The following is a 13998-nucleotide window of genomic DNA, read 5'->3' on the forward strand; positions in this document are numbered from 1 at the left end:
TGGTGTCCGTTCCCGTGAGTATGAACTACCGGGAGGTCTCAGGGGACCGCGAGTTCGTCGCGCGACTCGGACACGGCGAGGACTGGCGCGCCGAGATCGAGGACTTGGCCGACGAGGAGGGCGTCGACGCCGGGTGGTTCGTCGCCATGGGCGCGGTTCAGAACGCCACCGTCTGGTTCTACGACCAGACCGAGATGGAGTACCGCGAGGTCGAGTTCGACGAACCGCTCGAAGTCGCCGCCTGCGTCGGCAACGTCTCGTGGCTGGACGGCGACCGGTTCGCCCACACTCACGCGGTCCTGTCCCGGCGGAGCGGCCAGACCCTCGCGGGTCACCTCGATTCGGCGACGGTGTTCGCCGGGGAACTGTACATGCGGACCTTCGAGGACGAGCTCACCCGCGAACACGACGAACCCACCGACCTCGACCTCTGGCTATAGATGCGGCCGGAAGACGAGCGCTACTTCGAGCGCCTCGAATCCGACCTCGACGACGCCTTCGAGGTCGCCCGCGCGGCCCGCGCAGACAGCGGCGACCCCAAGCCCGAGGTCGAGATTCCGGTCGCGAAGGACATGGCAGACCGGGTCGAGAACATCCTCGGCATCGACGGGGTCGCCGAGCGCGTCCGCGAGTTGGAGGGCGAGATGTCTCGGGAGGAGGCCGCCCTCGTACTCGCAGAGGACTTCGCGGAGGGCCGGGTCGGCGACTACGAGACCCGCGAGGGGAAGGTCGAGGGCGCGGTCCGGACCGCGGTCGCCCTGCTCACCGAGGGCGTGGTCGCCGCGCCCATCGAGGGCATCGACCGGGTCGAACTCCTCGAAAACGACGACGGCACCGAGTTCGTCAACGTCTACTACGCGGGTCCCATCCGGTCGGCGGGCGGGACCGCACAGGCCCTCTCGGTGCTGGTCGCCGACTACACACGCGCGCTCATCGGCGTCGAGGAGTACGAGGCCCGTGACGAGGAGATCGAGCGCTACGCCGAGGAGATAAACCTCTACGACAAGGAGACCGGCCTCCAGTACTCGCCCAAGGACAAGGAGTCGAAGTTCATCGCCGAGCACATGCCCATCATGCTCGACGGCGAGGCCACGGGCGACGAGGAGGTCTCGGGCTTTCGCGACCTCGAACGCGTGGACACCAACAACGCCCGCGGGGGCATGTGCCTCGTCCTCGCGGAGGGAATCGCGCTCAAGGCCCCGAAGATACAGCGCTACACCCGCAACCTCGACGAGGTCGACTGGCCGTGGTTGCAGGACCTCATCGACGGCACCATCGGCAAGGACGCTGGCGACGACGCGGAGGACGACGAGGGCGACGAAGACGCCAAGGGGGGCACGGAGGACGGCGACGAGGCCGACGAGGGCGACCCAGAGGAGACCGGCCCGCCCCGAGCCGAACCCGCCACGAAGTTCCTCCGGGACCTCATCGCTGGCAGACCCGTCTTCGGCCACCCGAGCGAGGCCGGGGGCTTCCGCCTGCGCTACGGCCGGGCGCGCAACCACGGGTTCGCGACCGCGGGCGTCCACCCCGCGACGATGCACCTCGTGGACGACTTCCTCGCCACGGGAACCCAGATTAAGACCGAGCGCCCCGGCAAGGCCGCGGGCGTCGTGCCCGTCGACTCCATCGAGGGACCGACGGTCAAACTCGCGAACGGCGACGTGCGGCGAATCGACGACCCCGCGGAGGCGCTCGAAATCCGCAACGGCGTCGAGGCGATACTCGACCTCGGGGAGTACCTGGTCAACTACGGCGAGTTCGTCGAGAACAACCACCCCTTGGTACCCGCCTCCTACACCTTCGAGTGGTGGATACAGGACTTCGAGGCCGCCGGGGCCGACGTGCGCGCGCTCCGGGACTCCCCGCGCGTGGACCTCGAAGACCCGGGCGTCGAGGAGACAATCGAGTGGGCGACCGAGTACGACTGCCCGCTCCACCCGAAGTACACCTACCTCTGGCACGACATCCCGGTCGAGGGGTTCGAGGCGCTCGCCGACGCGGTCGCGGCGGGCGAAACCGAGGACGGCGACCTCCTCGTCGAGAACGCCGACGCGGTTCGCGACCCCCTGGAAAAACTGCTCGTCCGCCACTCGCAGAGTGACGACCGCATCCGGATTCCCGAGTGGCGACCCCTCGCGCTGTCGCTCGGCCTGACCGAGGACCGCGAGAAGACGTGGGACGACCTCTTGGAGTCGGCTCGCGAGTGGGGCGAGGACGAACCCGGCGACAACGCCGTGAAGGCGGTCAACGAGGTCGCGCCCTTCGAGGTACGCGAGCGCGCGCCGACCCGAATCGGCAACCGGATGGGCCGACCCGAGAAGTCCGAGTCCCGCGACCTCTCGCCCGCGGTCCACACCCTCTTTCCCATCGGCGAGGCGGGCGGGAGCCAGCGCGACGTGGTCGCCGCGGCCTCCCACGCCGACGACATGGAAAGCACCCCCGGAGAGGTCGAGATGCAGGTCGGCCGCCGGGAGTGCGAGGAGTGTGGCGAACACACCTACAAGACCGATTGCCCCGAGTGCGGGGGGGACACGTTCCCGCACTTCAAATGTCCGAGTTGCGACTCGGTGGTCGAACTCGACGAGTCGGGACGTGCGGTCTGTGACCGCTGTGAGGTCGAGGCGAGTTCGGTCGAGTGGCGCACCATCGACGTGAACGACGAACTCCGGTCGGCGCTCGAATCGGTCGGCGAGCGCGAGAACGCCTTCGACACGCTCAAAGGCGTCAAGGGGCTGTCGTCGTCGTACAAGACGCCCGAGCCCATCGAGAAGGGTATCCTCCGGGCGAAACACGACGTCTCCTCGTTCAAGGACGGCACGGTCCGGTACGACATGACCGACCTCCCGGTGACCGCGGTCCGACCCTCCGAACTCGACGTGACCGCCGACCACTTCCGGTCGCTGGGCTACGAGACCGACATCCACGGCGACGAACTCCGCCACGACGACCAGCTGGTCGAGCTCAAAGTCCAGGACATCGTGCTCTCGGACGGCGCGGCCGAGCACATGCTCCAGACCGCCGACTTCGTCGACGACCTGCTCGAACAGTACTACGGGCTGGAGCCCTTCTACGAGATGGACGACCGCGACGAACTCGTCGGCGAACTCGTCTTCGGGATGGCTCCCCACACCTCCGCCGCCGTGGTGGGCCGAGTCGTGGGGTTCACGAGCGCGGCCGTGGGATACGCACATCCGTACTTTCACGCGGCGAAACGCCGGAACTGCTTCCACCCCGAGACAAAGGTGTGGTACGAGGACGAGTCCGGCGACTGGCACTACGACGAGATTCGGACGGTAGTCGAAGAGCGATTGGAGGACCCGCGGGAGGACGACTTCGGCGCGCTGGTCGAGGAGCTGGATGGGAACGTGTGGGTCCCCTCGGTAGACGAAGACGGCGAAATCGTTCAGAAACCGCTCGAAGCGGTCTCGAAACATCCCGCCCCGGACCACCTCGTCGAAATCGAGACGCGGAGTGGACGGGAGATTGCGGTGACTCCGGACCATTCGATGCGTCGGTGGACTCCTGATGGAATCGAGGAAGTCGAAGCTAATGCACTATCTGCTGGTGACGAAATACCGTCTCCGAAAGAGATTGGATTCGAAGGGGAACACGCCTCTATCGATCTTCTCCGAGAGTTCCTGCATCTCGACTCGATTCCGAACGACGAATTGATGGTACGGGGTCTTGGTGGAGAGCGAATTAAGGAACTCCTCGATTCTGCAACCGAGGATAGTGGATACCTCAAGCCAGTCGCAAAAAAACTAGGCAAAAGCGATTCATCCGTCTACAATTGGGTGAACCGAGATAGCATTCCGGCATCTGTCCTCATCGCTCTCTTCGGCATTGAGGAAACCATCGAAAAGCTTCCTCAGGACGTCCAACTCGGTGTGAGACGTGATACTGCGTCGGTAAGCCGAACGTTCACTATTACAGAGGATATTGCGAAGGTTCTCGGATACTACACTGCTGAGGGATTCACTCGATTCGAAGATGGGAACTTCTACCAGACGACCATCTGCACGCCGGATGACGAACCTCGGAACCACATCATCGAGACTCTCGAAGATGAACTCTCGGTAACGCCTTACGAGGAGAACGAGTGGAAGATCACGACTTCGAGTCGTCTAGTCGCTCTACTCTTCACTCAAATCCTTAACGCTGGGAGCGTTGCCGACGACAAGCGGGCACCGGACTACATCCTGAACTCACCGAAGCCCGTCGTTCGGGAGTTCCTCCGGGCCTACTTCAGTGGAGATGGAAGTGTAGCAAGCGACCGTGTCGAACTCCGGGCGCATACGGTTAGCGATGAATTGAAAAACGATCTCGTTGGATTGCTGAAGCGGTTCGGTATCGCCAGCAAGGTCTACACGGAAACTCGCTGTCCTTCGACAGGGGCAATCGCCGAGTTCTACGGCGACGAACCAGTTCCGGAATTCGAGTCGTGGGTTCTCAAGGTGACATCCGAGAACGCCGAACAGTTCGCTTCCGAAATCGGATTCGACCTCGAAAGGAAGTCCGAGACGTTCGAAGATGCTCTCGATTCTATCCCCGTGCGGTCCCAGCGCATTTTCGGTGATGGTGGTGAACTCTGGCTCGACGAAGTGGAATCCGTCGAGATTGTAGAGAGTGATATCGAGAGCACGTATTCGCTGACGGTTGAAGACACTCACACGCTCGTTGCGAATGATCTCTTCGTCGGCCAGTGCGACGGAGACGAGGACTGTGTTATGCTTCTCATGGACGGTCTTTTAAACTTCAGCAAAGAATTCTTACCCGACAAACGCGGCGGGCGGATGGACGCGCCTCTGGTCATGTCCTCGCGCATCGACCCCTCCGAGATCGACGACGAGGCCCACAACATGGACATCGTGCGGGAGTACCCCCGGGAGTTCTACGAGGCGACCCGCGAGATGGCCGACCCCGGCGCGGTCGAGGACGTGATGACCATCGCCGAGGAGAACCTCGGCACAGACCGGGAGTACACCGACTTCCACCACAGCCACGACACCTCGAACATCGCGCTCGGGCCGGACCTCTCGGCGTACAAGACGCTGGGGTCGATGATGGACAAGATGGACGCCCAGCTCGAACTCGCCCGGAAGCTCTACGCGGTCGACGAGACCGACGTGGCCGAGCGCGTCATCGAGTACCACTTCCTGCCCGACCTCATCGGCAACCTCCGGGCGTTCTCCCGACAGGAGACCCGGTGTCTCGACTGCGGCGAGAAGTACCGCCGGATGCCCCTGACCCGGGAGTGTCGGGAGTGCGGCGGCGACGTGAACCTCACCGTCCATCAGGGGTCGGTCAACAAGTACATGGAGACCGCCATTCAGGTGGCCGAGACCTACGACTGCCGGGAGTACACCAAACAGCGACTGGAGCTTCTGGACCGGAAACTGGAGAGCATCTTCGAGAACGACAAGAACAAACAGGGCAGTATTGCCGACTTCATGTAGCCCCAATCACGACTCACTCTCCTCGGAGATTCACTCTCCTCGAAACGACCGCTGGCCGAACGTGATTTCGAATCGGGAAGGAAGCTTATCACGGATGCCGTCGTATCCCTCGACATGAGTGGGAAAGGCGAGACACCCGCCGAAGAGGGGGACGAGGAGGCCGAGGAAGCCATCATGCAACTCGACCTCGGCCAGACAGTCTACGACGTGGACGACAACGAACTCGGGGAGATACGGGGATTCGAGTCGGGCGGCTTCTTCGTGACGACCCGCGAGGGCGTCGAGAGCCTGAGCATCGAACACGCCCGCTCGGGCCACGACTTCGGGGAAGCCGAGTTGATGTGGCGATGCACCGACTGCGGGGAGATGGGCGAGATCGGCGACGGGCTTCCCGACGAGTGCCCCAACTGCGGCGAGCCCAAGGAAGCGCTGATGTACTGGACCGAGGACTAGACGCTTTTCCTTTGGTTCGGAATCGGAGTGGTGGGACGTGTTTTTGGTTCTCCGTTATTTGAAGAGCAGTTAGCGCGAAGCTAGCTAGCTACCTCCGGTACCTATGAGAACCGCACCGCGACCGCAGGCCACACCCTCCCCAACCGACTGCGCTTCTCGCTCCTTGCAGTCGCTCCGATGCTCATCCCTCGCGCGCTGATGGCGCGGCGCAAAACAGCCGCGCCGCGCCAGCGCGCGCCGAGGTGGTGTGGGTCACCTCGCGCTCTCCCGACCAGAGACGGCCCGACTTTTCTACCCCCGGTCCCAATGGGTCGACATGAACGTCGTCGTGTTCGGCGCGGGAAGCCTCGGGAGCCTCGTGGGCGGCCTGCTCGCGCGCGAACACGCGGTCACGCTCGTCGGGCGCGACCCCCACGTCGCCGCAGTCGGTGAGTCGGGCCTGCGCGTCGGCGGGCGATTCGACTTCGCGGTCGCGCCCGAGGCCACCACCGACGGCGAGGGTCTCGCGGCCGACCTCGTCGTCGTGACGGTCAAGGCCTTCGACACCGAGTCGGCCGCCGAGACTCTCGCCACGGGCGAGTTCCGGGCGGCCCTCTCGCTCCAGAACGGGATGGGAAACGAGGAGGCACTCGCGCAATTCCTCGACTGTCCCGTCCTCGCGGGCACCGCCTCCTACGGCGCGGTCCTGCGCGACCCCGGATTCGTCGAGTGCACCGGCGAGGGCGAGGTCGTCCTCGGCCCGCGCGAGGGGGCCACCGCCCCGATTGCCGACGAGGTCGGCCGGGCGTTCCGCGCGGCGGGTATCGAGACCGCCGTCGCCGACGACATGCCCCGCCGCCTCTGGGAGAAACTCGCGGTCAACGCGGGCATCAACGCCACCACCGCGCTCGCCCGCGTCGAGAACGCCGCGGTGCTCGACGGCCCCGCCCGCGAGGTCGCGACCGCGGCCGCCCGCGAGACCGCCCGCGTCGCCCGCGCGGAGGGCGTCGACCTCCCGGAGGACGAGGCGGTCGCCGCGCTCGAACGGGTCGCCGACGACACCGCCGACAACGCCTCGTCGATGCTTCAGGACGTGCTGGCGGGTCGTCGCACCGAGGTCGGAGCCATCACTGGACACGTCTGTGCGCGCGCACGGGAGCGAGGCGTCTCGGTCCCGGTCAACCGAACGCTGACGGACCTCCTCCGAGCGTGGGAGTCGGGACGAAACGAGGACCGCTCCGGTTCCCGCGGCTCCGACGGACCGGAACCGTGACTCCCCCGGTCTCTCGACCGGGTTTCGAGGACTTCGACATACTGATTAGTGAAGGAAGCAACCATCAGCCATGAACGCTGCGCAGTTGCGAACGACCGCTCTCGGATTCCTCGGGACGTTCGCAATTCTCGGCGTGCTCCTGTACTTCGTCGGCGTCGAGGAGGTCGTCCGGGAGCTCCGGAAGGCCGACCCGCAGGTCGTCGCCCTCGTCGTGGTCGCGACGCTCGGCTGGCTCGCCGCGTGGGGGTTCGGTCTCCGCACCGTCCTCCACGTCCTCGGCTCCGACATCTCGCTCGCGAAGTCGTTTTTCGTCCTCAACGGCGCGATGTTCTCGAACAACGTCACCCCGTTCGGACAGGCCGGTGGCGAACCCGTCACGGCGCTTCTCATCTCGAAGGTGGCCGACACCGAGTACGAGCGCGGGCTGGCGGCCATCGCGAGCGTCGACTCGCTCAACTTCGTCCCCTCCATCGTCCTCTCGCTGTCGGGCGCGGCGTTCTACGCCACCCAGACCCCGTTCACCCGCCAGCTCCGGGTCGCGACCACGGCCATCCTCGTCCTCTCGGTCGCGGTTCCGATTCTGGGTTTCTTCGGGTGGCGGAATCGCGCTGTCGTCCGTCGAACGGTCGCGCGACTGCTCGCGCCCGTCCTTCGACGACTCTCGAAGTTCGTCCCCGCCGATATCGGGCTCAGCCGGGCCAAGATCGACGCGCGAATCCGTGAGTTCTTCACCTCGATAGAGCGCGTCGCGGCCGACCGAAAGGCGCTGGGACTCACGCTCGCGGCGTCGACCGCGGGCTGGGTCCTGCAGATGGTCGCCCTCTGGCTAGCGTTCGTCGCCATCGGGTCGTCGGTACCGTTCTCCGTCCTGCTGTTCGTCGTCCCGGTCGGCGCTATCGCCGGGGTGACGCCGCTTCCCGGCGGCGCGGGCGGCATCGAGGCGGTCCTCGTCGGCCTGCTGTCGAGCCTCCCCGCTGCGGGCGTCAGTTGGGGAACGGCGTTTACCGCCGTGGTCCTCTTCCGGGCCGCCATCTACTGGGTCCCGGTCGTCATCGGCGGGAGCGTCGTCAGCATCGTCGGCATCGATTCGGTGTGAAAACAGTCGGTAGTCCGAACGCCGTCCGTCGAAACGGACTCCGTCAGTCGATGTAGCCGAGGTCCTGCAACCGATCTTTCGCGTCGTCGCTCATGTCGCCGAGGACGTTCTCGTCCTCGACTTCCTTCCACTCGCCGCCGACCTGCTCCTCGAACGACGAGAGGGTGGCTTCGAGTTCGACCTCTTCGTCGCTCCCCTCGCCCCGGGCGTCGTCGCGCTCTCCCGGGTCCGAATCGAGATGGTAGAATTCGTCGGAGATGCGCTCGTTGCGGATGTACTTGGCGTCGGGTCGGCGCACGGCGCGCATCCGCGAGTAGAACCGCGAGTCCCGCTCCAACTCGATGCCCGCGTCGCTGGCCTTCTGTTCGAGCTGTTTCAGCTCCACGACCGGCCGGAAGTACTCCACGAAGGCGAACTCCCCCTCTGCAAAGTCCCGGTAATCCGCCGAGAGCAGCGACCGCGTTCGGTCGAGCGGAACCGTCGAACGCTCCGCGCCGACGCCCGCGTGGTCGAGGACGGTGTGGTAGAGGTCGAGGAGTTCGACCTGTTGGTCCTCCCGGACGCCCTGTTCCATCTCGGGATGTTTGACCATCAGCGGGACGTTGACCAGCGGGTCGTAGATGCAGAACTCGTGGCCGTAGAGGCCGTGTTCGCCGTGGAGTTCGCCGTGGTCGGCGCAGACCACGACCATCGTGTCCTCCCACTCATCGTTGTCCTGGAGCCAGCCGAACAGCCGCTGGAGCTGGGCGTCGATGTGGCGAATCTCGGCGTCGTACAGCCCCTCGATTGCCTCCCACTCGTCGTCGTCGATGTCGCGCGCGCCGCAGTTGTACTCCTTGGAGTTCTGACAGACTTCCGTCGAGTCGACGCCGGGCGCGAACTCCTCCTTGTACTCCTCGGGCGGGTGGTACGGCAGGTGGGCGTCCATCAGATTGATGAACGCGAAGTACTCGTCGTCGGCGTCGTCGATGAACTCGATGGTGCGGTCGATGACCTGCGGGGTCTTCGAGTCGGCCCCCTCGCCCGAGGCGGTGTACTCGTGTATCTTGTTGCCGACGCTCACGAGGTAGTCGGCGACCTTCCGGAGCGAGTCGCTGTCGTTCATCGCCTTCCACGCCCTCGCGAGCGGGCCCGACAGGAAGTCGCCGGGCATCACCTCGAAGAAGTTGTCTTGGTCGTCGAAGCCGTCGGTGAGGTGGGTGTACGGCGTGATCCACGCGTTCGAGGAGTAGCAGGCAGTGTCGTAGCCCGCCGCGGAGAGCGTCTCGGCGAGCGTGGTCGCGCCTTCGAGATAGGGGTTCTCTTGGCTCGCGCCGTGCTCGCTCGGGTACATCCCGGTGAACAGCGAGGCGTGGACGGGCAGGGTCCACGGCGCGGGGGCGACCGCCTGCTCGAAGACTGCCGCCTCCTCGGCGAACCGTTCGAGTCCGGGCGTCGTCGGGCGGTCGTAGCCATAGACTGAGAGGTGGCTCTTTCGAACCGTGTCCATGACGACGAACACGACGTTCCCGGGAGTGTCGTCGGTAGTCATACCCGTTCATCCAACTCCCGGGGGGATAAATATCCTGATGTTAGCCGGGTCACCGCGGAGAAATTCCGGGATTTCGCGGCCGGAAAAACCGAGATTAGAAGGGGGCCTGCGGGCCTTCGTCGTCGTCGCCGTCGTCGTCGGTCGTCTCGCCCGGGAACGACGGGCTCATGCCGCCGCCGTGACCGCCGCCGTCCATGCCGGTGTCGGCGTGGACCTGCTCGATCTCGGGGATCTCCTTGACCATCCGGCTCTTGATGGCCTGAATCGTCATCGGCGAGATGCCACAGCCGCTACACGCGCCGCCGAGCTGGATGTGGACTTCGCCGGTCTCGCGGTCGATGTTCTGGATGGCCGCGCTCCCGCCGTGCATCTGAATCTGAGGGAAGTTCCGCCGCAGGAAGTTACTGACCCGCTCTTCGAGGTCGTCCCCGTCGTCCTGAGTCTCGGTGCTCATACGCCCGGGTAGGGTTCGTGCGGTCTTAGGCCTTTGGTTCAACATATTCGGTAACTCGGTCGCTTTGCTTCTTCGCGCACTTCGTGCGCTCGGGGGAGACGGCCTCGCCCGGTGTGAGACGTCGGGCGTCACATCGCTCGCCACGCGCCGGGAATTCGATATAGCGATATTTGATTTACCTCGCGTTCCGGATTGGTCCCCCATTTCCCGCGCTGGCACCTCGAACCCCTCAGCGACGGCTCTACAATACGAATAGAGCGTTCGTGACGCAGAAAACGCCCGAAACGGGCCGCCGGTTCCTTCGACCTACTCCTCGAACCCGAACACCCGACGCAACTCGGTCTCTATCTCCGCGACGTAGATGTCGAGCATCTCTTCGACCTTCTCGTCCTCGACGAGGATGCCCTGCACGCGGTCGACGGGGTCCTCGGGCAGTTCGACCCGAAATTCCCCCTCGCCCTCGTAGAAGGGTTCGCTCTCGTTGAGCACCTGCTGGTCGATTGCGTGGATGAGTTCGGAGTCGTACCGCTCGTTCAGGCGGTTGAACGCGTTCTTGTACGCCTTCTGGAGCTCGTTGAAGTAGTGGACGTACTTGTCCTCGAACTTCTCGGGGTCGAAGTCGGCCATACCCCCGACTACGGGGAGGACGCCAAAAAACGGACTGATTACGGTCTCAGGGCGTCACGCGGTCGGGGTCGCGCGGGAACAGGATGGCCTCCTTGATGTTGTCGAGGTCGGCCACCTTCTGAACGAGGCGGTCGATACCGAGGCCGTATCCGCCGTGGGGCGGGATGCCGAACCGGAACGCCTCCAGATAGAAGTGGAAGTTCTCGGGGTCTGCGCCCTGCTCGTCCATGTACGCCTCCATGGTCTCGATGTCGTGCTCGCGCTGGCCGCCCGAGGAGAGCTCTTGGCCCCGGTAGATGAGGTCGAACTTCCGGGAGGCGATGTCGTCGCCCTCGACGTCCTGCTTGTAGTAGAACTTCTCGTCCGGGTAGCCGACCACGAAGAACGCGGGGTGGCCCTGCTCCTCGAAGTACTCGCCCAGCAGTTTCTCGCCCTTCGTGTCGAGGTCGTCGTCGTCCTCGGGGACGTGATCGAACTCGGTCAGGAGGAGGTCACGGGCCTCCTCGAACGTGATGCGGGGGAACGGCTCGGTCGGGACGGTGAGGTCCACGTCGAGCGTCTCCAGTTCGTCGGCGGCCTCCTCGGCGGCGCGCTCCAGCGCGTACCGAAGCGACTCCTCTTGAACGTCCATCACGTCGTGGTGGTCCTCGATGTACGCGAGCTCCACGTCGAACATCGCGATCTCGGAGACGTGGCGGGACGTGGCGAACTCCTCGGCCCGGAACGCGGTGCCGGTCTCGTAGATCTTGTCGAACCCGGCGGCCATCAGCATCTGCTTGTAGAGCTGGGGGCTCTGGGACAGGAAGACCTCGTCGCCGTAGTAGACGACCGGGAACAGCTCCGCGCCGCCCTCCGCGCCCTCTTGGGAGATGAGCGGCGTGTCGACGTCGACGTACCCCTCGCGGTCGAACCACTCCTCCATCGCCGACATCAGCTTCGAGCGAAGGGAGAACACCGCGTAAACCTCGGGCTTCCGGAGGTCGATGGCCCGGTTGTCGAGGCGGGTCGAGAGGTCCGATTCGATGTCCTTGGCGACCTCCATCGGGAGCGGCGAGTCGGCCTCGCTGATGACCTCCAGCGACTCGGGGACCATCTCCACCCCGCCGGGAGCCTGGTCGCTGGCCTTCACGCGGCCGGTGATCCGGACCACGTCCTCCTTGCCGAGGTCCTGTGCCGCCTCGAAGAGGTCCTCGTCGTTCTCCTCCTTGAAGACCGTCTGCATCTGTCCCTCGCGGTCCCGTACGATGACGAAGGTCAGCCCGCCGAGGTCACGGATATCGTGGACGTGCCCCGCGACGGAGACCGTCTCGCCGTCCTGTTCTGCGGTGATGTCACCAGAATACGTTCTCTCTATCATTGTCGAGTGGTGGGTTACAGTACGTACACGGTCTCTCGCGCACGTATTTATTATCACCGACACGGGTCGGGTCCGGCCGGTCTCCGACCGCTCTTCGGTGGGTCCGTGGGCAGTCGACCACGCACGCCATAAATCACATACCGCAATACGAAATGTCTGCCCATCGGCCAGCGACTCGCCCGACCCGACCGGGACGACCCGCTCGGCGGCGCTCCGGCTGTTCGCCCCGCTCGGCGTCGAGAAATCGACTTCGATTCGCTCGCTATCCGAGCTGTTCGCCGACCAATTTGTCGGCGCGCGCCACGAACTCCTCTTCTGTCCCCTTCGGGACGGTCGCGCCCGCGGCCACGTCGTGGCCGCCGCCGTCGCCGCCGACCGCCTGAGACGCCTCGCGCATCACCGCAGAGAGGTCGAGTCCCCGGCGGGTCAGCGAGGGCGTCCCGCGCGCCGACACCTTCACCTCCTCGTCGTTCTTCTCGGCGAAGGCGACGATGGGCGTCCCGCGCTCGACGCCGTCGGCTCCGACCGCCATCCCGGCGATGATGCCGACGATGGTCTCCCGGATGCGGCCTCCGGCGTGGAACCACTGGAGGTTCTCCTCGCGGGTGACGCCCTCTGATTTGACCCACTGGAGGCCCTCCGAGAGGTTCCGGCGGTGTTCGGAGAGCAGGGTCCGGGCGCGTTCGAGCGCGTCGCCGCGGTCGCCCAGACAGACCGCCAGCCCCACGTCGGCGCGCTCGTAGCGGGCGGTCGCGTTCAGGAGGGTCGAGAACTCGCTCACGTCCCGGAGTTCGGTCCCCTCGGGCTCGTCGACGAGGGTGTAGGTCGTGCCCACCAGCCCGTCGATGCGGTCGGCGCTGACCCCCTTCGAGACCGCCCGCTGGACGAGTCCGCTCGCGACGGTCTGGCGCTCGTCGTCGGTCAGGTCGACCCAGCGCCGCCAGTCGCCGCCCTCCTTGAGGTCGATGCCGAGCCCGTCGAGGAACCGAATCGCGCCGTTCTGGTCGTTCGAGACGCCCGGGATGTACACGTCGCTGGCGTACTCCAGCAGTTTGGGGAGGGGTCGGGTCTGCTTGCCGTAGAGCGTCAGGTCGGTGCCAGTTTCGAGGACGCCCGCGGCCCGCCCCTCCTCGACGATGGCGGTGTTCGCGCCCACGAGTTCGCCGTCGGTGGTCTGCATGTCGCCGACCGCGCCGACCACCGCGAGGGCGGCGAGGTCGCGGTTGTCCCCGTCCTCGGGTTCGAGCGCCCGCGCGAGGACGTAGCTCGCACCCGCGCCCGACAGCTCCGAGGAGCCGTCGATGTCGAACAGGAGGGGGTTGAGGTGGAACTCGGTGGTCGCGTCGGCTGGCTGGTGGTGGTCGGCGACGACCGGCGTGAAGTCCCCATCGGCCTCGTGGTCGCCGATGATGTCCAACTGGCCGCTCCCGAAGTCGGTGAACAGCACGGTGTCGTAGTCGGTCGCCGCGATTGCGGCGACCTCCTCGGCGTCCAACTGCTTGCTGAAGACGGTCTCGAACGGGATGCCCGCGCGTTCGAGCGCCGACGACGCGACTGCGGCGCTCGTCAGCCCGTCGGCGTCGATGTGGGACGCGAGCAACACCTCGTCGGCCTCGCGGAGGCGGTCGGCGCACGACGCGGCGCGCTCGGCGAGAGCGGGGACTGGACCGGCGGTAGCCATTCGAGAGAGGGTAAGTCGGTATCGCTTAAAAAGGTCCGCTATCGGTCGAAATCGGGTCGGCCCTCGAATCGCCCGTTGGACTTTCGTC

Annotated in this window: 10 protein-coding genes; 5 read left to right on the forward strand and 5 right to left on the reverse strand. The window is 65.5% G+C overall.

Annotated features, from left to right (window positions below; translation table 11 throughout):
* Nucleotides 1-20 precede the first annotated feature (20 nt).
* From NGM10_RS08645 to NGM10_RS08665, 5 genes are all read left to right on the forward strand, one after another.
* The gene (locus tag NGM10_RS08645; RefSeq protein ID WP_253477266.1) at nucleotides 21-440 is read left to right on the forward strand and encodes a PPC domain-containing DNA-binding protein; all 420 of its coding nucleotides are present in this window, start codon (nucleotides 21-23) and stop codon (nucleotides 438-440) included.
* On the forward strand, nucleotides 441-5459 hold the full coding sequence (locus NGM10_RS08650; RefSeq protein ID WP_253477269.1) for a DNA polymerase II large subunit: 5019 nt from the start codon (nucleotides 441-443) through the stop codon (nucleotides 5457-5459).
* 114 nt (nucleotides 5460-5573) lie between these two features.
* Complete coding sequence (locus NGM10_RS08655) at nucleotides 5574-5912, forward strand: DUF7130 family rubredoxin-like protein (RefSeq protein WP_368408619.1); 339 nt, start codon at nucleotides 5574-5576, stop codon at nucleotides 5910-5912.
* Nucleotides 5913-6228: 316 nt separating this feature from the next.
* On the forward strand, nucleotides 6229-7164 hold the full coding sequence (locus NGM10_RS08660; RefSeq protein WP_253477272.1) for a ketopantoate reductase family protein: 936 nt from the start codon (nucleotides 6229-6231) through the stop codon (nucleotides 7162-7164).
* A 70-nt stretch (nucleotides 7165-7234) separates the two neighbouring features.
* Nucleotides 7235-8260 (forward strand): flippase-like domain-containing protein, encoded by a 1026-nt coding sequence (locus NGM10_RS08665; protein ID WP_253477275.1) that lies wholly within the window; start codon nucleotides 7235-7237, stop codon nucleotides 8258-8260.
* A 43-nt stretch (nucleotides 8261-8303) separates the two neighbouring features.
* Here NGM10_RS08665 and NGM10_RS08670 read toward each other — a convergent pair whose 3' ends face one another.
* The 5 genes from NGM10_RS08670 to recJ all read right to left on the reverse strand — a co-directional run bounded on the left by NGM10_RS08670 (nucleotide 8304) and on the right by recJ (nucleotide 13910).
* Nucleotides 8304-9791: a sulfatase gene (locus tag NGM10_RS08670; RefSeq protein ID WP_253477278.1), complete on the reverse strand. Its 1488-nt coding sequence runs from the start codon at nucleotides 9789-9791 to the stop codon at nucleotides 8304-8306.
* A gap of 94 nt (nucleotides 9792-9885) precedes the next feature.
* Entirely contained in the window at nucleotides 9886-10245 is a 360-nt protein-coding gene (locus NGM10_RS08675) for a NifU family protein (protein ID WP_253477281.1), read from the reverse strand.
* A 306-nt stretch (nucleotides 10246-10551) separates the two neighbouring features.
* On the reverse strand, nucleotides 10552-10872 hold the full coding sequence (locus NGM10_RS08680) for a DUF5783 family protein (RefSeq protein ID WP_253477284.1): 321 nt from the start codon (nucleotides 10870-10872) through the stop codon (nucleotides 10552-10554).
* A gap of 46 nt (nucleotides 10873-10918) precedes the next feature.
* Complete coding sequence (aspS, locus tag NGM10_RS08685) at nucleotides 10919-12229, reverse strand: aspartate--tRNA(Asn) ligase (protein ID WP_253477287.1); 1311 nt, start codon at nucleotides 12227-12229, stop codon at nucleotides 10919-10921.
* Between the two features lie 262 nt (nucleotides 12230-12491).
* Nucleotides 12492-13910: a RecJ family nuclease gene (gene recJ / locus NGM10_RS08690; RefSeq protein WP_253477288.1), complete on the reverse strand. Its 1419-nt coding sequence runs from the start codon at nucleotides 13908-13910 to the stop codon at nucleotides 12492-12494.
* Nucleotides 13911-13998: the final 88 nt, after the last annotated feature.

The organism is Halorussus salilacus, assembly GCF_024138125.1.
Taxonomy (GTDB): domain Archaea; phylum Halobacteriota; class Halobacteria; order Halobacteriales; family Haladaptataceae; genus Halorussus; species Halorussus salilacus.